Consider the following 25,197-nt stretch of genomic DNA (forward strand, 5'->3'; position numbering starts at 1 on the left):
AAAAACCATTTAACTTATTTGATCTGTTCCGAATCGGAGATATGATATTCTTTGCTTATCAGCGAAACAGAATCTGATCCTTCAACGTCCGTTGATCTGACTTTAGACTGTCAATCTACAAATTTGTTGTTAGCTATAACCTACTAGCCTATTACATACACTTCCCCAAATCATCAATACCAAAGGTCATGGATTTGAGCAGGCTCAGGTTGTTGTCAGTATAATTGGAAAAGTATTCGGCAATGCGCCTTTCGGTTAAGTGCTTTGAATTTTTAAGCATGGTAATTTCAGTACCTTGATTTTGAATTATTTCATATTCCATGTCTGTACGGATTAGAATTACCCTTCCACCAATAGGCTCGGATGATGTAGATACACCCGAAAATATTCCTTGTAATACCTTAGGCTCAAGTTTCTGCCCGATTCGATATACATGATGAAACTCTTTGCCATTTTGGGCCTGCATAAGAATGAATAAGCAATTGTTTTTTAAGACAACATTCCCAGAATATGTTTGATCAGGTCCCCTCAGTTCAAACACAACTTGTTTCTCTGCTGTCTCAAATATTCGAACTGGGGAAGACAAAATTACCGCCTGTTCTGTATTTCTTCTCAAATAGCAATAATAAACACCAAGACTACTTTTCAAAATTGGATTGAGAGGCTTCTCTATGGCATCAATGAATTCCAGAAAGCTATCATGATTTAGAAATTCAGCAAGTTGATTAAGTCTATGTATCTGAAACTTCAATTCCTGAACTCCCTTCTTTTTTGCGCCTTCAATTTTCTGGTGCAATGATTCATTTAAATAGCGGCTATCGATATTTTGATTAGTCTTTTTATGAATCACATCACTCATATTTTTAAATCCTGAACTGTCTAGGGATTGCCTTGTTTTTTTTGCCAAAGCAAGTAGAAGCTGTTCGATATGCGCAACTTTTATATTCATTTACGAATGTAGAAAAAACGGAGAATATCCGTAAACATCCGATGACAATCCGGGAATAGCGTATAACAATCGTAACGCTAAAAATCTCTCCATCCATCACCTTTGTCATGTTCAAGAACAATTGATCGATCAACGTCTGGCTAAGCGCATTTCAGGTAATGGCTTTCATGGGTAGCACAACCCTGAACTGCACCTGGTCAGATTCCCACCCATGATCAAAATGCTGTTGGTATTTGTGTAAGCCAAGGCTTATGAATTCCCGAATACTGAATTCGCTTCAGCAGGAAATGCTTTGCCCTTGCACTAATGGCCTCAGCCATGTTCAATCTAAATCTTTTAAAACAATGAAAAATTTCAAATATGTAATGGTTTTTGTGTTTGGTTTACTCTTAATGAGTTGTACGGAAGAAGTGATTACCACATCGGGTGAAGAGGATGATCCTATTGTTATTCCACCACCACCACTTCCGCCACAAAATCCCCCTGGAGGTGGTTAATAAATAGATATTCAATAATTTACAACGGTGAAGCTACTAGACTTCACCGTTTTTTATTACCTTCATGTCAGTCCCCCTTGTCTATGAAAGGCCTCGTACCTTTTCTGCTACTTTTTTCAATATGCATACCTCTATCAGGTCAAGTAAAAATTGATAGCCTTAAAGATCTTCTAAATGATCCGAAACAACGTGACAATTTTAAAAGAACAGCTCATATATTGTCAATAATCGGATGGGAGTTTGGTGAAATGGCTCAACCGGATAGTGCTATTGTTTATTATAAACGTGTACTGCTACACCAAAATGAGGCTGACAAACCAGTTCTAGCCTTGAGTTACAATGCACTAGGTGTTGCATTTCAAAGGCGCGGCCTTTTCGACAGTAGTATCCACTATTATGAAGGTGCCTATTTGCTTTACAACGAATTAGGTGATTCTGCAAATTCCACCACAGTAGACACCAACCTTTCCGGTATTTATAAAAATAAGGGCTTGTATGAAAAGGCGCTGGAATATTCCTTTAATGCGTTGGAAAAACTCGAAAGAATGAAACCAGATAGGGCACTGGCGTCTTGTTACAATACTATTGGTGCTATTTATTCCAACACAGGCGATTTTCATAAAGCCCTGATTTATTATCGCAAATCATTAAATGTTCGAAAGCTAATTGGTTATCAAAAAGGAATCGGGCAATCGTTAAACAATATAGGTGAGGTACATATTAGTTTGGTACAATATGACAGTGCGCTTTTCTATTTAAAGAAATCGCTGAAAATAAGAGAGGATATTGGCGAGAAAGCACCAGTCGTTTTAAATAACCTGGGAGAGGTTCAGTTAAAGTTAAATAATTATAATGAAGCTGAAACTTATTTTCAACAATCGCTGATATTGCAAAAAGCAGCCTATGATCAGTCGGGACAGTTGGAGGCACTGCTTAGCATCTTGAAGATTAAAATACTGAAGGGTGATGTAACACAAGCTGAAAAAATTATTAAAGAAATTGATGGACTTGTTTATCAGGTAGGTTCACTCAAATACCTGAAGCAATTCTTAGAGTTGAAAGTAAAAGTATTTGACTTGAAAAAGGATTTTAAAAATGCCTTCCAATCTTCACAGGATTTACTGGTTATAAAAGACAGCTTGCTCACCAAAGAGAAAGCTGAAGCGCTGCTCAACATGCAGATACGCTATGAAACTGAGCAAAAGGAACAACAAATTGATTTACTCGAAAAGGAACAAGTTCTTCAAAAACTTGAATTGGAGAAAAACAAACTTTGGATTGAGGGTTTAATCATCAGTGCATTACTATTGCTGGTAATAGCCTTGTTGGTGTTTTTGCAATTCAAATCATCCCAGAGAAATAAAAAGAGAAATGATTTTTTGCTGAAAGAATTGAATCACCGTGTAAAAAACAACTTACAGATTCTTTCAAGTCTCTTAACCTTACAGTCGCAAGAGTTAACTGATGCCAGTGCCATTAGCGCTGTAAAGAGCAGTGAAGGCCGGGTTAACGCCATGGCGCTGATTCACAAAAAGCTGTACACTGAAAATCAAAATCAGCAGATCAATATTAAGGAGTATATAAGTGAATTAACTCAATATCTCGCGCAATCTTACGGTTTTAATAATAGGGGATTGGTTACTCATCTTGACATAGATGAGATTCAATTGGAAGTTGATAAAGCTATTCCTCTTGGATTGGTTATTAATGAATTACTTAGTAATGCCTTTAAATATGCCTTTGATGGAAAAGACAAACCTGAGTTAACAGTTAATCTTAACTTCAACGGCACACACGCTTTAATTGTACTGATTCAAGACAACGGTTCAGGCATGCCAGAGAATACAGAATCATCCGCCTCTTTTGGACTGAAGATGGTGCGAACACTGGTGAAGGAGTTGAAAGGTAAAATGACTATTAAAATTGAAACCGGAACACAAATATTACTGCAAATCCCTATATAGTGTATGGAAAATATAAAAGTACTTATTGTAGAAGATCAATCACTAATAGCAGCAAGCATCGCTTCAACACTTAAACAGCACGCGCTGGAAGTTGTTGCTATCAGTGATTCAGGGGAAGAGGCTATTGAAAAAGTAGGGGAAGTTAAACCTGATCTGATTCTGATGGATATAGAGTTATCAGGTGCTCTTGATGGTATTGCAACGGCTAAATTTATTCAGGACAAATACGATATTCCTATTATTTACCTTAGCGACTACACCGATCAGAAAACAGTAGACAGAGCCAAGAAGACTATGCCTGCCAACTACTTATCAAAACCCTTTATGGCGCTTGACTTAATACGTGCCATTGAAATCGCCTTTCATAATGCAAATCAGGCAACAAAATCCGAAACAAATCAGATTTTGAAAGACCGTATTTTTTTAAGAGTTGATAATCAATCTTTTATTAAACTGGACTATGATGATATTTTGTACCTCGAAGCTGATCGTGCTTATTGTTGTGTTGTAACAACACAAAAAACCTATAAACTGGCTAATAATATGAAGCATATTCACGAACAGCTTAATAACCATCAATTTGCGAAAGTACACCGCTCATTTATTGTCAATGTAAATAAGATTACTTCGCTGGAAGGTAATACACTTCATCTTGATTCACATGAAGTACAAATGAGTATGGAATTTAAAGAGGATTTGCTGGAGCGGTTAAAACTGGTAAGGTAGGTTTCGGAAAGAATATACTGTATTTCGGAAAAAGGATTTAGTTCTTGTAAAGTGTTTGTTTATAGTTGTTATACTGTAAAATTAGATAATGCCCAAAGCATACGAATACGATGCCTTTATCTCTCATGCGGTAGAAGATAAGATACCTATTGCCAATGAGCTTTGCGATCGCCTTCAAAAAGCTGGCTTGAAAATCTGGTATTCAGGACGTGAGTTGAATGCTGGTGACAGTATTTCAGCTACAATCAGTGATGGATTAAATCAATCAAGATTTGGAATTGTTATTTTAAGCAAACACTACATTTCAAAAACCTGGACAATACGCGAGTTTTATCATTTCATGGCCAGAGAAAAAGAAGGTCAAAAAGTGATTCTCCCTGTTATGTACAACGTGGGTCTGGAGGATCTTGCACAAAAGGATTTAACCATGGCCGATCGCTTTGGTATTAAAGCAGAGCAGGGGCTTGACCATGTGGTTAGCCGACTGTTGGAAGCCATTTCCAAGGAAAAGGATTCAGAGAAAAAAGTAAAACATGGTAGTAGACGATGGCTGAATATTGGTCTTGCTGTTTCAATACTCCTGGCGCTTGGTTATGTCGGTAAAACAATTTTAACGAAGACTAGTGAAAAGCCTACTATCGAAAGTATGGAGGCAGCAGTAAAAGCACGCGTAGCGGCAATGGAAAATACAATTCTGACAACCAACTTGTATAATATCAAAAAAGCAGGAGCAAAACCAACCACTATCGAGAGCATTGATTCACTATATACGGCTTTTAAAAATATGAAGTCTTATTACCGGAACGAGTATGAATTCAACAATGGACTTACAACTGTGCGTGCAAAGAAAAATGTTGCAGCTATTTTGCAAACAGATGTAGAAGCATTACGTCCTGCCAACGCCTATGGTCTGATACTTCCTCAAATTTTTCTTTTACAGAAGGGACAATCGGTAAAGTACACCTTGCTCAACACACAACCCTTACATTATTCAATTTCTGAAAGCCGCCAACTAAATGATTCTACCTATTCTATACTCGTTAAGTACGACAACAATATTCGGCTTATTGAAGTAGACCTTACATTTGCTGAAAAGGCTTCTGGTATGAAAAAGCACCAGATGTTACTGATGGGTTTTCGCCATGAAGAAGTTTATTCTTTACTAAAACGTAAAGGTATATGGAGTTTGACTGATAAATGATATCCATTGGGAAATGGAAAATAGCGATTAGGAAAATTATAGGACTAGTCTGGAAAATTTATTTCGTTGTAATCGCCAGATATTATTCCTTCATACCATAAATGTAAATTTTAAATTATGGGAAAAACTGGTGAAAAATGTCAGCAGAGTGGTATTTATAGATGCAGCATGCACTCATCATATGAGATACCTCTTTCAAAGGGTGAAACTTTTCCTCCATGTAATAGTGGTGGTGGTTCACATGCAGCTACATGGATTTTAGTGCGAAAAGCTTGAGTCTCCGTTATCAGAAGCGGGTAAATCTGGGTAAGGGCCTTGGCTTGAATGTAAGTCCATCCGGACTTACACCAAGCTATAGAACCAAGCATGGTTCTATTAGCACAAAAGGTTTCTCCATTCGTACAGGTATAAGCGGACTTAGTTTTCGCAGCAGTTGGGCAAGAAGTAAAGAGGGGTTGGTGTTGATGCTGCTCTTTGGCATTATTCTTATAGGAGGCTTAGTAATTTATAACCTGATTCACTTTGTGCTTTACCTTTTTAAAAGACTTTATCATTTTATTCAAGATAAGCGTCAACAACGCGAACTAAAACGAATGAGTTGAAACTAAATGGTTCAAAATGATGAGACATCTACACCATATTTACTTTGTAGTTTTGCTCTTTGCTTGCGCATATACAAGTGTTGAAGCACAGACGGTTTACATAACGAAGACAGGTGTAAAATATCACCTTTCTACCTGTCATTACCTGAAATCAAAAATTAAAATCTCATTACCAGAGGCAGAAAAGCAAGGCTACACACCTTGCAGTTATTGCAAGCCATCAAAGACTCTTCAACGTAATAGCAATAAGCAAGTAATCAAACCAGATTCTACAGCACTAGAGCAGAAGAAAACAAGTTCAAGTCAATGTCAGGGAACTACGCAGGCGGGCACCAGGTGCAAGCGCATGACTACCCATTCCAGTGGCTATTGCTATCAGCATCAATAGTACGGGAAATAGAAGTGGTGCTTTCGGAAGAAAAATCGAGGACACGGGAAATATAAATTTCAATAATGGATGTGCCTGTGTTACTTCAGTTCAGTAAAGAATAGTATGCTTAGACTTTTTATAGTTATTGCCACCTTGCTTTTGTTTGGAAAATGTGAAACACAAAATCAGACACTTTGCCCTGATGCTGAATGTGCCGACTATATTACTCAACAAGCTGCACAGGCTGCTTACGATCGTGACAAAGAATGTTTGAGGGAATTGGATAAAGATAATGATGGAATAGCCTGCGAGCACTTACCTGCTTCCGGTGGCGGAACAGGTTGCCCCACAACAGCCAACTGTGGTTGTTCTAATAAGAACCAGAGCGCTTGTGCCAGTGCTTGCTGCAAGTGGGTGGTGGGGACTGGATGTAGATGTAAGTAGATAAAAAAACAAAAATTTGAATAATATGAATAATATACTGCTTTTAGGGATTGGCGGGACTGAAGCATTTGTCATGCTCTTACTTGGTCTCGCAATTATTATAATCATATTTCTAGTGCTCCGCGGCTTAACACTTTGGTATTGGAAAATTGATACCATCGTTTCTTATCAAGCCAAGCAGATTAAGTTGTTGCAGGAGATACTTGAAGTTTCTAAGAAACAGAATGAAAATGTAAATAGTTGATTTATGATATACTACGTAAATGATGAGGCACAAAAAAATGGTGACCACGAGGTTCACACTGCTACATGTTTTTACCTCCCGAAAAGCAAAACATATTTAGGGGATTTTGCTTCGTGCAAACCAGCGGTACAAATTGCAAAAAAGAAGTATCCCCAGAGCAACGGATGTTTTTATTGTTCAAAGGATTGTCATACTACCTAGTATGTCTTCTCAACGAAAGAGATTCTATACAGGTAAAGTTCGCTATGAATCTCTTAGAAATACGAGGTATAAGAGTATAACCTATGGCAAAAGTTCCTTTTCAGAAGGTGAAGACGAAACAGGGAAGAAACCTGCTCATGGGACTTATGGAGCATTACTTTTTGATAAGCGTTGGGTTACTAAAAGAGCTGAGATATTGGTACGGGATAATCATCAATGCGTTATTTGTTCCACACGGGAAAATTTACAGGTACATCACAGACAGTATCATTATGTAAAAGCGCTAGAGCAGTTTAAAGCTCCATGGGATTACGATAATTACCTTATGATTACCCTTTGTGAGCGATGTCACTCAAGAGGCCATGACAAATTTAAAGTACCAAATGTTTATCTATAATGGGTTTGTTTAGTTTGTTTCGAAGGAAGCCGGAGGAATCAGATGAAAGATCAGATACCATTTCCAACAGCATAGTTGAAGAGAAAGTTGTAGGCGAATACAAACAACCAGATTCTGAACAGGTACTTCCTGAAATCCGAGAGGAAGTTTTTATTGAATATGAAAAACCTAGAAAGTCAACTATGAATAACAGTGAAACGGGTTCAGAAGTAAATAACTTGCAGACCTTGTACAAATTTCTTGAAAAGAGCTACGAAAAGGAAGGCTATGAAGACGCCCTAGTCAACCCTGATACGAGCTATTTAAAGCAAAATATTCTTAAGATTCAAAATGAACTTAGTTTAAATATAGCAAAAGTAAAAACATATTATTCTAGTCACTTGCGCCAGATCAATTTCCACATTGAGACAAGAAAGCGTAATGGCATGATCGAAATCGTAGAAGAGTTAGTGACACATCGGGAAACAATAGAAGAGGAAATAAATACAGTTGCAATTATCGAATCCGATGCCAAAAATAACGAAGGTTTATGCTCGAATTTGTTCCTTAGTTATACCAGGGGATTCAATAATGGTTTTGCAGCCATTACCTATAATAAGATTCTAGGATTATCAAATGATAGCGAATGAAGCATTTTCCACTACGACAGCAATGGATTAAATTAGGTTGTTTCCTCACAGGTTATAATCCTAACATATTGGCAGGATGCAGTGAGATATCTACTAAACGTGTTCTGCGGTATACTTCAGCAATTACCATTATCTGTTTTTTATGGGCATTTATTGGTTATTGTTTCTCTAGCCGCTACCTAAAGCTTGATTGGTACTATTCAATTGTTAGTGCTTTGTTTGCTATTACAATAGTAGTTCAAATTGAACGTCAGGTTATTCTATCACCTAAAGGAAATAATCTTCCGCTAGTTTTTAGAATGGTAATAGCTCTATTAATGGCTATCATCGGATCAGTGATCATCGATCAGATAATGTTCAAGGATGACATTGAGCAGCAAAAGATTATTATGATGGATGATAAAATAAAGGTGGTGTTGCCTGCTAAATCCGAGGAACTCAAGCGCCAGATTCGTTCTATTGATTCAGCAGTCATGCAAAAGGAAAATGAAAGAAGCCATTTGATTGATGACATTAACAAGCATCCTACAATAACTATCTTTTCAAAGAAAACCACCCAGCTAAATCCTGTTGGAAACAAGGCAGATAGTTTAAAGAAAGAAACAGTAGTCAGAGCTTCCCAACAAATTCAAAATCCGAAGATGAATCTTTTGAAACCATTAGATGATCAAATAGCAAGTTTGCGTGACGAAAAATATAAGAAAGACAGTTTGCTTTTAATGTTAAGGCCTTCAGTTGAAGCTGAACTTAAAGAGAAAGTAGGTTTTCTAGACGAATTAGACTTGATGTTCCAAATTTTAGGAAATTCGAATATAGCATTAATCACCTGGTCAATCTGGTTTTTACTTCTTCTAGGACTCGAGCTATTTATTGTTGTGAGTAAACTTAATGAGCCAGAAACAGACTACGACAAAATGCTTGAACAACAAACCCTATTGCATTATAAGAGGATAGAGTTATTAGGGAAGCATTGAATGATATTTGTTAACGATCTACTCTAATCATCTTCTCTCAATATCAACAATAAAGAAGGAGAACAAGTCCATAATATTTGAAATCATTATATGATACAATACTGGCGAATTATAGTCGCTTTCATTTTCTCCCTTTTCATCATTACTTTCAAAAAATATTTTTATACAATTATAAAGCATACATCTATGCTTTACACTTATACTTCTATGCCTTTGTCTTATATGCAAGGAGATTGACACAAGCAGCCTGATTTGTGTTGCTACAAAATGTATTTACTTTTAGGATATAGTAATTTGTATCTCTTTTGCATTCAATCTTAGATAAAATGTCATATCCACATGTATTACTCGACCATGTTCAGCTTATCTTACTCTTGCTAGGCGAGGAGCTTAAGAGCTATAAGTTTTTCAGCACACTGCGCAGCATAGGTTTAGATGATGCCTTTTTTCAATCCGATCTCGGCAGTTTTATTCTCGTTAAAGTCGGCCTCGATGAAGACAGTAATGAAGTACAGGATAGGTACTACCACTTGCTGGCACAATACAGCGAACCTTTACAAGCCTCAGAAGCTTCCGTTCGCGAGTGTGCCTTTAGCTGTTATCTGGCTTTGGTGGCAAAAGCTTAGTACAGTCAAAGCAGGGTAGGATGCTAAAACAGTATACAAACCAAAGGATATGATCCATAATCACTCTATTTTTCACGAATTTTTACCTGCTGTCGATGGCTGATAGCTAACTAATATTACCAGTTTGTTAAGTTTGCTTAACCTGACCTTAATCAGCCAAAACCTACCTTAAAATTTTGCTTTTTGCATTTTTTTAGCGCTTTGATCAAATGGATATTTTTAATGTTTTCTTAATCATACTTTTCGCTACCGCTTCGGTAGATTTGATTGTAGGCGTAAGCAACGATGCCGTTAATTTCCTGAACTCGGCCATAGGCTCACGTGTAGCCTCTATTCGTATCATTTTAGTGGTGGCCAGTGCCGGCATTCTGTTGGGAGCATTCTTCTCAAACGGCATGATGGAGGTTGCCCGAAACGGTCTTTTTAATCCGGAGTACTTCACTTTTCGTGAAGTGATGTACATATTTCTGGCAGTGATGATCACCGATGTGATTCTGCTTGATATCTATAATAATCTTGGGCTGCCTACTTCAACCACCATATCCCTGATTTTCGAATTATTGGGTGCTGCTTTTGTTGTAGGTATTTTAACTTCCCTCGACCGGGGCATTAGCTGGTTTGAAATCCCTTTCAGTAACATCCTGAATTTTTCCGGAGCCATCACAATTGTCAGTGGTATTTTTCTCTCAATTTTTTTAGCCTTTTTCGTTGGTTCATTTGTGCAATACATTTCAAGACTTGTATTCACGTTTTCATTAAAAAAATCAATTAAAAAATACGGGGCCGTATTTTCAGGTTTAGCCATCACTACCATTTTTTACTTTCTACTGATCAAGGGTGTTAAAGGCAGCATATTCATAAATGGTGATCAGGCTAATTGGATAGTAACCAACAGTTGGATCATTACGCTTATCTCATTTTTTGTTTGGAGTATAGCCATTCAGTTGCTTCTCAAGTTTACCAACATTAACCCGCTCAGGGTAGTGGTGTTGTTCGGCACTTTTGCATTAGCCATGGCTTTTGCCAGCAACGACCTGGTTAATTTTATAGGTGTAGCTATTGGTGGTCTGGTGTCATTTCAGTCATGGCGTGCTTCTGGCCAGTCTGCAGATGAGTTTAACATGGGTGTTTTGAATAACCAGTTGGCAACACCAGCATGGATATTAATTGTGGCGGGCGTTACCATGATGCTTACGCTTTGGTTTAGTGCCAAAAGCAGAAAAGTAACCGAAACAGAAGTCTCCTTAGGCAGACAGGATGACGGAGATGAGCGGTTCAGGTCTACCTGGTTTTCGAGAATAGTAGTAGGTGGGGCAATTTACGCAGGCACATTTATTCAATACCTGATACCACGCATGGTGTTGGCAAGTATTGATAAAAGGCTTACCAAGCCTAAACTGAAAAAACAGGAAAATGAAAAACCTGCTTTTGATCTGGTACGGGCATCCGTTAATCTTTTAGTAGCAAGTATTTTGATTGCCCTGGGCACCTCTATGAAACTTCCGTTGTCCACAACCTTTGTTTCTTTTATGGTGGCTATGGGTAGTTCTTTTGCAGATCAGGCTTGGGGTAGAGAAAGCGCAGTATACCGTGTGGCTGGTGTGCTGCAGGTGATTGCCGGATGGTTGGTTACGGCATTAATTGCTTTTCTAATGAGTGGCCTGCTTGTTTTAGTAATTTATGAAACAGGGGCAGTCGGAATTTTTTCATTAGCAATATTAGCCGCCTTCCTACTTATTCGCAGCCACATTGTTTTTACACGCAAACAAAAGACGGAGAAATTGAGTAACCAGTTGTTTTCAGGCGAGCCGCAGAGCATAAAGCAGGCGATTGAGGAGAGTAAAGAACTGACAATTAAAAATCTGAAATTGGCCAACAAGGTTTATGTCGCCTGTCTTGATGCAGTGGCTGTGGGCAAACCGAGTATTCTGATTCGTGCACAGCATAAGAATAAAGATTTTTGGGAACAGAACAGTAAACTGCAAAACAAGATTATTAAGTACGTAAGAAAAATGCCCAAGGCCGACCGGCCATTGAGCAGAATGTATATTTTACTTTTTAATCACATACAGGATCTACAACAGAGTATTAAACTTATCAGCGATAGTTGTTTAGATCATTTGGATAATCATCACTCAGTGCCATCAGGCGAATATTTGGAGGCAGCTAAGGAAATAGAAACATTACTGACCACTTATGTTGAGGGAATATGTGGAGCAATTATGCAACCGGACAATAATCAGCATGAACACTTCCTGTCTATACAAAACACACTATCTTCAAAACTGAGTAAAGCATTAGACCTGATAATTAGCGACATACAGCAAAAAGAAGTTGGCAATAGGATTGGCCGTTTGCAGACTAAACTTTTACTTGAAACAAAAGACATACAAGATACCCTTACCGGAATTTACAACTTGTATAGAGACATTGGGCGATAGAAAACTGTTGACAAAGGATGTAACTGATGTTAGTTGTTGAAACTAAACTAAATTATCTATAACAGATTTACATTAGCTTTGCAAGTTCTGAGTTAATTGCCTGGTTAATGATTTATGTAGTAGGAATTGTAATAACACTCTTTCTGTCCTTTATCCTTTTTACAAAAAGAGATAAAACTTTCGCTGATAATATTCTGTTTATCTGGTTATGCGTTATTTCCATACAGTTGAGTTTGTTTGCGATAATTTCATCTCAGGAATATTTACAATTTCCATACCTGCTTGGACTTGAAATCCCTATTCCATTATTGCACGGGGTATTTCTTTTTATCTACACAAGATTACTCACTTCTCAGCAGCGAACTTCATGGAAAGGATTACTACATTTTATACCTTATACCCTGGCTTTTATAGCAACAATCCCTTTTTTACTATTAAGTCCACAAGAAAAAGTAAATGTTTATCGTAATGAGGGAGAAGCCTATGCAATACTAACAGGTATTATCTTTTTTGGAATTATTGTTTCGGGAATAACGTATACCATTTTGTCGCTTAAGGAATTAGTAAAGCATAGAAACAAAATCAAGAATAATTATTCTTATACAGAAAAAATAAATCTGCAATGGCTTTTCTGGTTAATCATAGGATTGTCGTGTATTTGGGTGATCGTATTTTTTGCAGATGATAAATACATTTTCTCCTCGGTTGTTTTATACGTATTATTTATCGGGTACTTTGGAATAAAGCAGGTTGGCATTTTTACTAATCAATTGCCTGTTGAGCAGCCGCTACCTGCATCGACTGAGCAGCCAGCTGTAGCCAATAAATTGACTGAAGATTCGAAATATGATAAGGCTGCACTTACTGACCAACAGCTTAAAACAATTCATTACGAGCTGATGCAATTGATAACACAAAAAAAGGTGTACCTGATGCCCGAACTTACCCTTGGAATGGTTTCTCAACAGCTAAATGTGCATCCGAATATACTTTCGCAGGTGATTAATAGGGTAGAGCAAAAGAACTTCTTTGATTTTATTAATACCTTAAGGGTTCAGGAATTTAAGGAACGAGTAGCAAAACTCGAGCACGAGAAATATACCCTGCTGGCCCTTGCTCACGAATGTGGGTTTAATTCAAAAACTTCCTTCAATAGAAATTTTAAGAGCATTACTGGCAGTTCTCCCTCCGAGTACCTTAAAGACCTTAAAGTAGTATTGAATTAATAGCTTCAATGCTCACTTCTTAGGTTCACTTTTTTCAATAATCTGATTTTTAATGGATTACCACTGAAAGGCTATGTGCTTTAAATGGGTGCCACCTTACATTTTGGGGCGATTACCCTTTGTAGTTCTATGATTTTTGAGTCAAATTTTAATTGTTAAAATATGAACTTAAAAATCCTGACTATTACAGCAATGACTTGTGTATTGTCTATGTCTTGTGAAAATGAGCAATACATAAACAAATCAGGTAATCTCGTACCTAAAACAGTTGAGGAAGATCCCAACCTGCCGTCTGTCGTTGTAAATGGAACCGTTTTACATGCTGAAGCACACGGAAACAGTGTAAACCCGATGGTTGTGTTTTTACATGGCGGCCCGGGTTCAGACTATAGAAACGGACTGAATGCAAAACAATTGGCTGAGAGCGGATATTATGTGGTTTTCTACGACCAACGCGGTACCGGCTTATCTAAAAGGCATCCTAAAGAATCGTATTCCATCCAGTTGTACCTCGATGACCTTGCTGCTGTTATTCAGTACTATCGAACATCTGCTAATCAAAAAGTATTTCTGTTCGGGCATTCCTGGGGTGCCATGCTAACTGCAGCTTACATCAATGCCTATCCGGATAGAATTGATGGAGCCATTTTCGCAGAAGCAGGCGGTTTCAATAAGCAGTTGCTGGATGAGTACGGGGAAACAAGCCGTAGATTAAAGCTTCTGGCTGAAACAACTAGTGACGTTTTCTATTATGACCAATTCCTGACCGGACGAGAAAAGGATCATGAAATATTAGATTACAAAATGGCACTCGCTTCAAGCTTTTCTTATGCTAAAGGAAATGAAGAGGGAGTTGAAACAGCCTCTCCATTTTGGAGGAATGGCGCTGTCGTGTTACGAGCCTTTGTTGATATTTCTGAAAATGACGGTTTTGATTTCACAACAAACCTTAATCAGTATGCTACCCAAACATTGTTTCTGTATGGCGAAAATAATAAGTCATATGGATTAAAGTTCGCGCAAAAAGAAGCAGCCTTTTTCTCAAACACGGAAATAGTACAAATTGATGATACCGGCCATGAAATGATTCACAGCAAATGGAATTTGGTATATCCTGTAGTAGTTGACTATTTAAACAAATTGAATTAAAATCATGAAAACCAGATTAATACTAATAACACTTCTTTACCTGTTCGGAATGCATTCAACTCATGCACAGACTATGAATTGGAAAACGCTTGGTGAGTCAAAACATATCGTAAATGTTGGTTTTGGATGGGATCATAGTCTGTCGTACAATGTTGGCTATGTGTATCAGATCAAATCTAAATTGCCGCTTATTCTTAATGCTAACTTTTCGATACCATCCGGAGATAACCTGGTGGATGATTTTAAGACAAAAATAGGTGGTCAACTGGTTGTCTTGAATAATGAAAAACTTAAGGGCAGTGTTTCATTGCATGGAATTTTCAGAAGATACGAGAATCCATTGGTACGATTAGTCAATTTTGGTAGTGAAATGAAAGGCGTATTTGGCTACTATAAAACCAATTACTTTGTAGCTGGCGAATTTGGTTTTGATAAAGCCATTGTAACGCACTTTAAACATTCGGAACTATTCAAGGATAATGTTTATGCCGAGGTGACTGATGGTTGGTACCAACCTTCAACAGGCGGTAACTTTAATTATGGTATTCAAACAGGTTATTCTTTTAGTAGATATGACTTAACACTCAATATTGGTAAGGTTGTAACGCAAGACTTTAAGACCACGCCATTAATTCCTTTTTATTTTATGCTTGGCTTCAATTATAAACTAAAGTAATGGACTCTATTATAATCTAACACCACACGAGTTAAGTTAAGAAACTGTCTATAAATTACCCGTTGTTCAATCAGCGTCTCCAAAGAGGCGCTGATTTTTTTAAGTAGGTGATAAAAAGCTGGTAAAGGAAACGGTGTTGGTTTTGTGTAATACAGCATAAATATTATCTTGTATTGCTTAAATCGTATTTCTCCCTGTTTGTATGTATTTGATTAGATTTGTATTGATTACAATCTTATTGCTCCCTGCTATAGTTTTTATCACCACTGCTCAGGATCCTGAAACGGTGGCATTTAATCAGCAGTTAACTTTCACCTGCGATAATAACTTTCTTTTGTTTAATGGTGAAGATGGTTACTATACCAGTGGTTTATTTGTACGGTATGATCGCCTGCGAAACAAACCATCGCCTAATGTTGTAAAACAGGTTTTCTCTTATGAGCTGGCGCAACAAATTTATACAGCACACAGTAGAAAAATATTACCCAATCCTACGCAGCAATTTCCTGGTGGTTTAGATGAAATAGACCGCCCGATTGCGGGATATCTCTATGTTAAAGCCTCGCTCAGCTCTGTTTTTAAAAATAGTAAATTACTTGCAGTAGGATTAAGTGTTGGTAGTATTGGCAATAATTCTTTTGGTCGTGAGTCTTATGCCTTTTGGCACCGTGTAATTGGAGTAAAGGAACATTGGAATTGGGTATGGGATTATCAGGTAGAGGATTCCTGGGGTGCGAATGTGCATGGTACTTTTGCTGCGCCCTTGCTTAATAAGACTAAACACTTTCAGATTACCCCGATTTCTAAGGCTACGGTGGGTACAAGTTTTACAGATTTCACACAAGCTGTAATGTTGCAGTATGGAAAGTTATTGTCTATTGCTGGAAGCAGTTACTGGAATACAAGATTAGCAGCTTCTCCAAATGCAGAAAGTAGTCGTACTGAACTGTTTGTATATTACAAGCCCGCGCTTAGTTACCAGTTGTATAATGCCACCATAGAGGGAGGTAGGTTTAATGAGATACAACAAGGTATAATTGCAGCGCCTGAACCTTTGGTGTTGGCACATGAATTTGGAGTGCGTTTTTCTACTTCACGATATTGTTTGGCCTATCAATTAGTTTTGCAAAGTAAAGAAGCTAAGAGTCAGTTTAGGACTCACGCCTATGGAAGTTTAGTAGTAGCATGTCGTTTTGGAAGTCAAAACAAGCGTTGAATCAATAACCAATATAAACCCTTCGGTTAGTTTGTGTATTAACGAAAAAGATAGGATTGCACAAACTTTTAAACTCTAATTCATGTCTTTACCTAAAATCCGTCTGACCGCTGTTTAATTTAGTATTCAGCGGTCTGAAGGATAGGGCTACTTTTTTTGTTACATCAAAATTTGTTGGCGCAAACTTTTCTATACAACACTAATTTTATTTCATCTTACAGACCTATAGTTGTAAGTGTTTTACTATAACTGGAATCACCAAGGCTATTTAATATAGCTGCGGATTGTCGGAGCATATATTGATCTAATCGCTCGACTGTTTTGTTTTCAGCAATGTTTATTATCGCCTGATCGTAGTAGAAATTGAATAATTGCTCGGTGAAATCTTGAGCAAACTTAGTATTACCAAGTTCAATCAGCAATTCTGCAACGTATAAATCAGTGAAGGAAGGAAGTAAATGTGGATAGTGTAATTTTTCTAATGACACTTTGATTACCTCAACGGCTTTTTCATTATCACCTTCCAAAATATAAGCTTCGGCTAATGTGTTAAAAGCTTGTCGCAGCGGCACGATCATGCGGGCATGGTAATCTTCATAATTAAAGTTGACTTGTTTATCAGCTAGGTTGGAGAAGTCTGTTAATTCAATAAGATTTTTATAAGTTAAATCGATGTTTACAGCAGGACCATTTTCACTTTTCGTTGGAGATAATCTGTAGAGTAAGCCTTCTTGCACCAAATAAGGTTCTAATTCAATACCCAAACCATTCATAGAAGTAACATTAAAATAGAAAGGCCTCTTCCATTCATTGCTTACGATCAGGTCAAGTATAGCCAATGCATTTTTCTCTAGGTAATTTCCGCTTACTCTTAAAAAGAGTGGTTCGGCAGAATAATTTGATGTTTTTAGTTTTAATAAACGTGAAGGCAATAAGTGGTAAGCATCGTCTTTTCCAGTAACGACTTTTAATGCCGGATGTTCTGCGCTGATCAGACTCAGGTACTGCTGCACATCGATTCCTTGTTTAATTTTGTCATCGATATAGAGTACATCATTTAATCCGTACTGATGATAATCTTTTTCAGTTAGCGTGAGTTGTAACGGAGCTGATTTATAGTACTGTTTTTTTAGTTGGTTAATGTACCAGTCTGTATTAAAATAGCTCAATACCACTACACGAACATCGGTTCTAAACCCTTCAACCTCTTGTAAGTACCAAAGTGGAAAGGTATCGTTATCGCCACCCGTAAACAGTACAGCATTAGGCGCACAAGTATTTAGCATCGCTTTGGCATAATCCATTTGAAAGGTTCTGCCAGCTCTAGTATGATCATCATAGTTTTGATAACACATCCAGACGGGAAGCAATAGACCTATCGCAGCACCTAGTGTCAGGGCAATGCCAGGCTTGCGGAACAATTGTACAATCGACAATACACCCAGACCTACCCAAATGGCAAAAGCAATGTACGAAGCAACATAAATGTAATCGCGTTCGCGTGGTTCAATAGGGGGTGAGTTGAGGTACAGCGCCAGTATTAAACCTGTGCAGAGAAAGAATACAAGGTTGACAATAAATCCTTTCTTATCCTTTCGAAACTGTGTCCACGCACCAATTATACCCAGCATCAACGGTATCATCCAATACTGATTTCGAGCACGTTCGAAGTTGCCTTTGCTTAACCTATCCCAGGGCTTGAGCCAGGCACTATCTTGAATATCACTTTCTCTGCCAACAAAATTCCATAGCAAATAGCGTAAATACATATGGCCAATCTGATAGCTGAGCATGAATTTTATGTTATAAGCAAAATTTGGTTTTTCGTTGGGTTTCATCCCCATCCATTGGCGATAGGCTTCAACGTGGTGTGCATCCCGACTGTACATACGGGGTAAAATAGTTTGTCTCGATTTTTCAAATTCATAATTTGCTCTGTTGCCTGCTACTTTGTATCCACTATCATCTTTGTAATAAGCTTTATTCTTCGTTGTTACATTTTCAATTTTTGCATCAAAGTAGGGCCCATACAACAATGGACTTGAACCATACGACTCTCTGTTCATGTAAGCTTTAATCTGGTATAGATCTTCGGGATTGGTTTCATCGATTGGTGGATTCTGATTAGACCTGATGAAGAGCATGAGATATGGCAGAAAACCTAGTATAAGAAAAATGACAGCCCAGGTATACATTTTATACGTATTGAATTTTATCAGTAAGAAATAACAGGCTATCACAAAAACAAACAGCAATATGAAAACACCTGAGTAAAAGGGGAGTCCAATATTATTAACAGCAATGCGATCAAAAGTAAAAGCAAGATCGAAAATGCCAATAGCCACAAAACGGTTGATCAATAAAACAAGTACTAAACCCAATCCAATCTTAAGCAGTGCAGGAAATAACCTGAAATGGTTATCTTTTGTGTACCACACAAATGGAAGTATCGGCAAGACAAGTAAGCACATGGGATGAATGCAATAGGCCAACCCACTCATGTACGCCAGTAATATGAAAAGTCGGATACGAAGGGATTCTTCGCTATCCACAGCTTTTAGCATGATCCAAATGAGCAGTAAAAGGAAGAAACTGGCAATACCATAGGTTTCAGCCTCGACTGCGGTATACCAGAAAGTATCGGAAAAGGTGAGGCATAAACTCCCGCAGAGTGAAGCCAATATTAAAACAATGTGATACCAACCCTGTTGAGACGACATCAGTTTTGTGCCAAAGTGAACGATGATATGGTAGACCATGAAAACAGCTAAAGCAGAAAAGAATGCACTCATCGAATTTACAAACCAAGCAACTTCCTGTACATCGGGAGCTAGCATTGAGAATAATCTTCCGAATAGTAATGAAAGCGGTGTGCCGGGTGTATGAGGCACTTGCAGTTTATAAGCCGAGGCAATAAATTCAGCGCAATCCCATAGACTAGCAGTTGGTTCCAGGGTAATCAAATAGGTTATCAATGCAATTAAAAAGACAAGTAAGCCGATGGTATTTTTCCAACTAAACCAATGCATACTATTTTTCTTTAAACCTGCTATATTTTCAATACCTATAATACCAAGTACAGGTAGAAAGAATCCAAAGAGTAAAAGGGGAGGTGCCACCCATAGAGTGGCTATGCCAAATCCGTTCGCTTCCGTGTCGAATGCCATGCATAAATAGGCGGTAAAAATCAGAAAGGCTGAAATGGCAAAGAGAATAATACTTCTTGTAGAAAACATAGTAATGGTTTGTTCGTACAAGTCTAGTGTTATTGAATAGGCAGGAATGTTAACAAGTGTAAAGAAGTGTTAACAGAGACGCGATGCTCGCGTCTCTTCGATGCTCGCGTCTCTACTATAAACCCAAGCATTGGGTCTTTGCGTTAACGAAGTGTTAAAAACCAACATCAACCAAAATTAAAGACCTATTCCTTTTGGCACTGAATATAAAATCTGCAATTTGGGAGCAGGATTAAGCATTATGATCTGCATTTTAATATCAATCAATCTGCTAGTCCGTTTTGATACCATTAAGTTTGAAATAACAAAAATTAACCTCCAATGCCATCCGTCAGACCGCTCTATTGCGCATCAAACAGCGGTCAGACGGATTTTAGGTAAAGACGTGGACTAGCATATTAATAAACTAGTGAACTATGAAAAGCAAGTATCTTAGGAGCATAATCATTTGGGGAACCTTCCTGTTAATTTGCCTTTTCAGCGTTCAATTATATTGGTTTAATAGGGCTTTTGATGTAGCCGAAAAGCAATTTGATCACACCGTACAAGTGGCATTGAAGAAAGTTGCGGATTCAGTGGCGAAGGATACAGAGATTAAAAAATTATCCTCAAACTTCTTTCTGGCTACCACCGAGAGTGAACTCAATAGCGAGGAAATTGATAAGCTGGTAAAAAATGAATTTGAGTTACGCAGCCTTACTTTAGATTATGAGCTTGGTATCTATAATGCAGATGATGATACCCTCGTGTATGGAAATTACGTAGCGGCCACAAGACAAAAGTTATATAACGATAAAAATGAATCTGTTGAGGCAGGTGGTGCGAAGAACTTAGCCATATATTTTCCTGGAAAAAGAAGTTACCTGGCTGCAGAAATGAAAATCTGGATATTCTCCACTGCCATTCTTTTGCTCATGTTTACTTTCTTCGCCTATGCCATTGTTTCCTTATTACGGGAGCGAAAATTCTCGGAGCTTAAGAACGACTTCATCAACAACATGACCCACGAGTTCAGAACCCCAGTAACCAATATTGGCATTGCTGCGGAAATTCTGAAAAAGAAAGCACATGTGGATAATCAATTGTATATAGATATACTGATGAAAGAGAACGAAAAGTTGCGGCAGAAAATCGATCAGGTGTTACTGGGGGCTTCGGTAGACCAACTGAAACGTCCGTCATTGGCGCAGTTAAATCTTCACCAGTTGATTATTGATTGTGCAGAAGCTTTCCATTTCAAATTACAACAGAGAAATGGTGATATTCAGTTAGAGTTTAAAGCAGCGAATCCAGAGATTATAGGCGACCGTGAGTTGTTAACACAGGCCATTGCCAATTTAATAGATAACGCAGAAAAGTATTCGCCACAGAACCCAAGTATAATAGTGCGCACACAAGATACCGGCAAGGGGGTTGAAATTCAGGTAATTGACAAAGGTATTGGTATTGAATCTTCAATGACCAAAAAAGTGTTCGATAAGTTTTTCAGGATCTCTACTGGTGATGTACATAATGTAAAGGGTTTTGGACTAGGGCTTAATTTTGTAAAGCAGGTTATAGACTCGCATAAGGGTCATGTTAATTTATGGAGCGAACTGAACCAAGGAACCGAAGTAAGAATATTGTTACCGAAATGATGAAGCAACGCGAAATAATGTTGGTGGAAGATGATGAAAGCCTGGGCTTTCTAATTAAAGATTCATTAGATGCACATGGTTGGAAAGTAAAACACTATTCAAGCGGTGAGCAGGGGCTAACTGCTTTTCATAATAACCAATTCGACCTTTGTATTTTGGATATCATGCTTCCACAACAGGATGGTATTTCACTGGCTACAGAAATTAGAAGGTATAATCAGCATGTGCCTATCGTGTTTTTAACAGCTAAGAGCCAAACGGAAGACCGTATTCGTGGATTTCAGTCGGGTGCTGATGATTACGTGTGTAAACCCTTTAGTATTGAAGAATTTAAATACAGATTGGAAGCTATTTTGAAAAGAAGTCATGAAGATGATACTACCAGCAAGCATTCTGTATTGAAACTTGCCAATACAACATTAGATATTCATAATTTACTTTTGAATGCCAACGGAACCACTACACGCCTCACTCATAAAGAATGTAAATTGTTACAATTGTTTTTAAGACATGCTGGTAAGCTTATAGAGCGAGAGGTTTTTCTGAAGTCCATTTGGGAGGACGATGGATTTTTTGTGGCACGCAGTATGGATGTTTTCATTTCCAAACTACGGAAATACCTAAGTACTGATAAGCAGTTGCGCATTGAGAACGTCAGGGGAGTAGGTTATATTTTGAAAGTAGGAATGGAGCTGATGGTTGATTAGCGCTTTCGTGCTTGATCAAAAGACATTCTGCTCGCTATCTAAGGTTTAGTCTAATTTTATCAATCTAATTCTATGAGATCGGCACTCATTTAGCTTATTTTAGCCGGATGTTGGTAAAACTATAGATCATGATCACTAATATATTTGGATTCTTGTTTTGCGCTGCATTGATTACTTTTAGTGGGATTAAATTATCTAAGTATGGTAATCTTTTGGCCGAGCTTACAGGGTTAAGCAAAGCGTGGATTGGTTTAGTCTTAATGGCAACTGTAACTTCATTGCCGGAATTAGTAACAGGACTGAGCGCAGTTATTGTAGTGAAGGCACCTGATTTGGCTGTCGGAAATATCTTAGGTAGTTGTGCCTTTAATTTATTGATTCTTTCGTTGCTTGATGTAATGGTCAAAAAGCCAATTATATCCCTTATTAGAACAAGTCATCTTATTACTGGAGCGTTCAGCATAATATTATTATGTACTGTTGGTGTTGCGCTATTACTAACTGACGTAACACCCAATCTATTATGGTTAAGTCCATTTAGTATTTTGATAACTTTACTATATTTTGCTGCTATACGTGGAGTCTTTTTGCATGAAAAGACTCATCCATCTGTGGATGATATAAAGCCAAGTGCTAATTCTGAAAAGATCAGCATGTTACGCGCAATATCAATATATAGTATTCATGCTGTTTTGGTGATTCTGGCAGCGTTATTTTTACCTTACTTTGGTGAAAACATCGCACAGCAAACAGGTATAAGTGATTCATTTTTTGGAACTTTATTTCTAGCTATAATTACTTCCTTACCGGAGCTTGTGATTTCTATTTCCGCTTTAAAAATGGGAGCTTTGGAGATGGCAATCGGTAACCTATTAGGAAGCAATGTTTTCAATATTTTGATACTAGCGATTACTGATATTTTTTATACGGCTGGGTCATTGTTTGAAAGTCTGTCTGAAACACACATGCTATCTGTTTTTATATCAATTATGATGACTGCAATTGTTGCACTCGGTTTTGTAACGCGTCCTGAAAAAAAGCTTTGGCGTTTGAGTCAGGATGGTTTCATGATTTTAATTTTATATATCGGGTTGGTAATAATTTTATTTCTTAAGGGATAATTTCATCAAGACTGTATACGATAAACACTACCCCGAAAACTGTTTTCGAAAACGCTCAGGTGTTATGTGTAAGTATTTTTTAAAATAGCGACCGAAATATGAGTTGTCAACAAAATTAAGTTGGTAGGCGATTTCAGCCACCGACAATTTTGTGTGTGCCAGCAAACGCTTGGCCTCAAGCAGTACACGTTGCCGTATCAATCCTCCAGCAGATTTACCAGATTTCTTTTTGCAAATGGCGTTAAGATGATTCGGTGTAATGTTTAACAATGCAGCATAGTCCTTCGGTGCTCGCATGGTTACATAATTTTTCTCAATCAACTCCTGAAAAACAAAAAGTAAATCCTGATTAAGGTTTTCATCTGGTGCTACACCAATATATAAACGCGATGCACGTACTAATAAGGTTCCAATAGAGTAGAATATAGCATCACGACTAAAGGTATCCTGGAGTTTTGCTTCACCTTCCATAAAGCGAAGTTCTTCTTGCCAATTTTCTGATTCTGCAGCACTTAAATCGATAAAGCAGGGTTGATCCAATCTAAACAGTGGCCAGTTACTCATAAGCTTGCGGCCTTTAGATAAAGCAACAAAGCCATCGGTGAAGAGTACAACAAAGCCTTTGATATTTATCAGCTGATTCCAGGCATGCACCTGACCTGGGGCAATTAAGAATAAGCGATTAGGTTTTAAATCGTAAGTGGTAAAATCAATATCGTGACTGCCACCACCACCTGTAACCAAAATGAAAGTGTAGAAAGAATGTCGATGAGGCGCCTTTAGGTGCTCAATGTCCTTCGCAAAATATTCAAACCTGAAAAACTCAAAATCCCTCGCTTCTTCTTCAGTGCTTACTGTTCGAAGCGATTCAATGGAGTAGGCGGGTATTTCGTCAATAAAATCAGTCATCAGTAAAAAGTGCCATAATAGCTCGTTTTTCTTCCACAGTCTAATGGTTATTATGGCCTAAATTTGCATAAAAATAAGGAATATTCTATTGTCACTGTAAATAAGTACATTATGGAAGCTTACGAAATACGAAAAATTCTGGTGCCGGTCGATTTTTCTCCGATTGCCAGCAATGCACTTGAAACGGCCATAGCCATGTGCAAGCGTCAATTGTCTACGCTTACGCTGATTTATGTAATTGAGAATTCATACTTATTGTTTCCACCTGAAGCGGGTGGTGCTGGCGCTGAAGTTTTTCCGAAGCTACAGAAAGATGCAAACGACAACCTTGCGAATTTATGTAAGGAGTTACGGGTGAAACATGATATAGTAATTAATCACATAGTGCAAGCAGGAAATCCTGCCGATGAGATTTGCCGTTGGGCGCTGCATAAAAAATATGATCTGGTGGTAATGGGCACACATGGTGCTTCTGGTTTACGTGAGTTCTTTCTAGGTTCTAATGCTTACCGTGTTGTAAAAAATGCGCCTTGTCCGGTCATGACTATTCCGGGTACTCAGCAGTGGCTTGATTTTAAGAAAATACTCTTCCCAATACGCATGGTGCCTCATGCCTTGGACAAGTATGAATATGTGCGTCCGATTATCCGTAAGAATAGCTCTACGCTGTTAGTAGCCGGTATTGTTAAAAAGAATGATACTGGTGATTTCATTGAAATGAAAAAACTGGTGGATACTGTTAGAAACAGGATTACGGAAGACGATGTTGAGTGTAACAGCGAAGTACACAATTGTGAGAATGTAGCAAGAGAAGTGTTAGACATAGCCAATGCTGTTAAAACAGATTTAATTGTAATTACGGCTACACTGGATAACTCGCTGAAGGATTTCTTCCTTGGGCCTTATACACAAGATATTGTTAACCATGCTAAAGTACCTGTGCTGAGTATACGACCGCAACAAGGTATTGATCCAAATGTGGAAATGGAGAGTATAACGAGTACTTCTTTGCCTTTACAACCTTGGGCGCTCTCTTAAGCACCAATAATTATTTA

The 25,197-nt window shown here is 37.9% G+C and carries 25 protein-coding genes; 22 read left to right on the forward strand and 3 right to left on the reverse strand.

Features of this window, described 5'->3' with window-relative positions; genetic code table 11:
* Positions 1-151: 151 nt before the first annotated feature.
* Positions 152-949: a hypothetical protein gene (locus tag SanaruYs_RS01615; RefSeq protein ID WP_127120758.1), complete on the reverse strand. Its 798-nt coding sequence runs from the start codon at positions 947-949 to the stop codon at positions 152-154.
* Between the two features lie 344 nt (positions 950-1,293).
* On the opposite strand from SanaruYs_RS01615, the gene SanaruYs_RS20040 reads away from it, so the two are divergent.
* From SanaruYs_RS20040 to SanaruYs_RS01700, 18 genes are all read left to right on the forward strand, one after another.
* Positions 1,294-1,446 carry a hypothetical protein gene (locus SanaruYs_RS20040; protein WP_160118559.1) on the forward strand — a complete coding sequence of 51 codons (153 nt, stop codon included), beginning with the start codon at positions 1,294-1,296 and terminating at the stop codon, positions 1,444-1,446.
* Between the two features lie 83 nt (positions 1,447-1,529).
* Positions 1,530-3,410 (forward strand): tetratricopeptide repeat-containing sensor histidine kinase, encoded by a 1,881-nt coding sequence (locus tag SanaruYs_RS01620; protein ID WP_127120759.1) that lies wholly within the window; start codon positions 1,530-1,532, stop codon positions 3,408-3,410.
* A gap of 3 nt (positions 3,411-3,413) precedes the next feature.
* Entirely contained in the window at positions 3,414-4,136 is a 723-nt protein-coding gene (locus tag SanaruYs_RS01625; protein ID WP_127120760.1) for a LytR/AlgR family response regulator transcription factor, read from the forward strand.
* 88 nt (positions 4,137-4,224) lie between these two features.
* On the forward strand, positions 4,225-5,337 hold the full coding sequence (locus tag SanaruYs_RS01630; RefSeq protein WP_127120761.1) for a toll/interleukin-1 receptor domain-containing protein: 1,113 nt from the start codon (positions 4,225-4,227) through the stop codon (positions 5,335-5,337).
* A gap of 117 nt (positions 5,338-5,454) precedes the next feature.
* Complete coding sequence (locus SanaruYs_RS20200; RefSeq protein ID WP_170177223.1) at positions 5,455-5,613, forward strand: hypothetical protein; 159 nt, start codon at positions 5,455-5,457, stop codon at positions 5,611-5,613.
* Positions 5,610-5,939, forward strand: coding sequence for a DUF4236 domain-containing protein (locus SanaruYs_RS01635; RefSeq protein WP_127120762.1), 330 nt, complete (start codon positions 5,610-5,612; stop codon positions 5,937-5,939). Before SanaruYs_RS20200 ends, SanaruYs_RS01635 begins: the two co-directional genes overlap by 4 nt.
* 16 nt (positions 5,940-5,955) lie before the next feature.
* Positions 5,956-6,327, forward strand: coding sequence for a DUF5763 domain-containing protein (locus SanaruYs_RS01640; protein ID WP_127120763.1), 372 nt, complete (start codon positions 5,956-5,958; stop codon positions 6,325-6,327).
* A gap of 105 nt (positions 6,328-6,432) precedes the next feature.
* Positions 6,433-6,753 carry a hypothetical protein gene (locus SanaruYs_RS01645; RefSeq protein WP_127120764.1) on the forward strand — a complete coding sequence of 107 codons (321 nt, stop codon included), beginning with the start codon at positions 6,433-6,435 and terminating at the stop codon, positions 6,751-6,753.
* A gap of 25 nt (positions 6,754-6,778) precedes the next feature.
* A complete protein-coding gene (locus tag SanaruYs_RS01650) occupies positions 6,779-6,997 on the forward strand; it encodes a hypothetical protein (protein WP_127120765.1) in 219 nt (72 codons plus the stop codon).
* A gap of 202 nt (positions 6,998-7,199) precedes the next feature.
* A complete protein-coding gene (locus SanaruYs_RS20230; RefSeq protein WP_218022342.1) occupies positions 7,200-7,595 on the forward strand; it encodes an HNH endonuclease in 396 nt (131 codons plus the stop codon).
* A complete protein-coding gene (locus tag SanaruYs_RS01665) occupies positions 7,595-8,224 on the forward strand; it encodes a hypothetical protein (RefSeq protein WP_127120767.1) in 630 nt (209 codons plus the stop codon). The genes SanaruYs_RS20230 and SanaruYs_RS01665 overlap by 1 nt, the downstream gene beginning before the upstream one ends.
* Positions 8,221-9,198 carry a DUF4407 domain-containing protein gene (locus SanaruYs_RS01670; protein ID WP_127120768.1) on the forward strand — a complete coding sequence of 326 codons (978 nt, stop codon included), beginning with the start codon at positions 8,221-8,223 and terminating at the stop codon, positions 9,196-9,198. Before SanaruYs_RS01665 ends, SanaruYs_RS01670 begins: the two co-directional genes overlap by 4 nt.
* A 326-nt stretch (positions 9,199-9,524) precedes the next feature.
* Complete coding sequence (locus SanaruYs_RS01675) at positions 9,525-9,824, forward strand: hypothetical protein (RefSeq protein WP_127120769.1); 300 nt, start codon at positions 9,525-9,527, stop codon at positions 9,822-9,824.
* A 209-nt stretch (positions 9,825-10,033) separates the two neighbouring features.
* Complete coding sequence (locus tag SanaruYs_RS01680; protein ID WP_127120770.1) at positions 10,034-12,265, forward strand: inorganic phosphate transporter; 2,232 nt, start codon at positions 10,034-10,036, stop codon at positions 12,263-12,265.
* 107 nt (positions 12,266-12,372) lie between these two features.
* On the forward strand, positions 12,373-13,491 hold the full coding sequence (locus tag SanaruYs_RS01685; RefSeq protein WP_127120771.1) for a helix-turn-helix domain-containing protein: 1,119 nt from the start codon (positions 12,373-12,375) through the stop codon (positions 13,489-13,491).
* Between the two features lie 162 nt (positions 13,492-13,653).
* Positions 13,654-14,640 (forward strand): alpha/beta fold hydrolase, encoded by a 987-nt coding sequence (locus SanaruYs_RS01690; RefSeq protein WP_127120772.1) that lies wholly within the window; start codon positions 13,654-13,656, stop codon positions 14,638-14,640.
* A gap of 4 nt (positions 14,641-14,644) precedes the next feature.
* Positions 14,645-15,316: a hypothetical protein gene (locus SanaruYs_RS01695; RefSeq protein ID WP_127120773.1), complete on the forward strand. Its 672-nt coding sequence runs from the start codon at positions 14,645-14,647 to the stop codon at positions 15,314-15,316.
* Between the two features lie 202 nt (positions 15,317-15,518).
* A complete protein-coding gene (locus tag SanaruYs_RS01700) occupies positions 15,519-16,532 on the forward strand; it encodes a lipid A-modifier LpxR family protein (protein WP_127120774.1) in 1,014 nt (337 codons plus the stop codon).
* Between the two features lie 215 nt (positions 16,533-16,747).
* Here SanaruYs_RS01700 and SanaruYs_RS01705 read toward each other — a convergent pair whose 3' ends face one another.
* On the reverse strand, positions 16,748-19,768 hold the full coding sequence (locus SanaruYs_RS01705; protein ID WP_127120775.1) for a glycosyltransferase family 117 protein: 3,021 nt from the start codon (positions 19,766-19,768) through the stop codon (positions 16,748-16,750).
* A 416-nt stretch (positions 19,769-20,184) separates the two neighbouring features.
* Here SanaruYs_RS01705 and SanaruYs_RS01710 point away from each other — a divergent pair, with 416 nt between their 5' ends.
* The 3 genes from SanaruYs_RS01710 to SanaruYs_RS01720 all read left to right on the forward strand — a co-directional run bounded on the left by SanaruYs_RS01710 (position 20,185) and on the right by SanaruYs_RS01720 (position 23,233).
* On the forward strand, positions 20,185-21,405 hold the full coding sequence (locus SanaruYs_RS01710) for a sensor histidine kinase (protein ID WP_127120776.1): 1,221 nt from the start codon (positions 20,185-20,187) through the stop codon (positions 21,403-21,405).
* Positions 21,354-22,112, forward strand: a complete 759-nt coding sequence (locus tag SanaruYs_RS01715; protein WP_127120777.1) for a response regulator transcription factor — start codon at positions 21,354-21,356, stop codon at positions 22,110-22,112. The genes SanaruYs_RS01710 and SanaruYs_RS01715 overlap by 52 nt, the downstream gene beginning before the upstream one ends.
* 128 nt (positions 22,113-22,240) lie before the next feature.
* The gene (locus SanaruYs_RS01720) at positions 22,241-23,233 is read left to right on the forward strand and encodes a sodium:calcium antiporter (RefSeq protein ID WP_127120778.1); all 993 of its coding nucleotides are present in this window, start codon (positions 22,241-22,243) and stop codon (positions 23,231-23,233) included.
* A 27-nt stretch (positions 23,234-23,260) separates the two neighbouring features.
* Here SanaruYs_RS01720 and SanaruYs_RS01725 read toward each other — a convergent pair whose 3' ends face one another.
* Complete coding sequence (locus SanaruYs_RS01725) at positions 23,261-24,142, reverse strand: AraC family transcriptional regulator (protein ID WP_127120779.1); 882 nt, start codon at positions 24,140-24,142, stop codon at positions 23,261-23,263.
* 111 nt (positions 24,143-24,253) lie between these two features.
* On the opposite strand from SanaruYs_RS01725, the gene SanaruYs_RS01730 reads away from it, so the two are divergent.
* Positions 24,254-25,180, forward strand: coding sequence for a universal stress protein (locus tag SanaruYs_RS01730; RefSeq protein ID WP_127120780.1), 927 nt, complete (start codon positions 24,254-24,256; stop codon positions 25,178-25,180).
* The last annotated feature ends 17 nt before the right edge of the window (positions 25,181-25,197 follow it).

Origin of the sequence: Chryseotalea sanaruensis, assembly GCF_003990915.1 — a bacterium.
In the GTDB taxonomy this organism is placed as follows: domain Bacteria; phylum Bacteroidota; class Bacteroidia; order Cytophagales; family Cyclobacteriaceae; genus Chryseotalea; species Chryseotalea sanaruensis.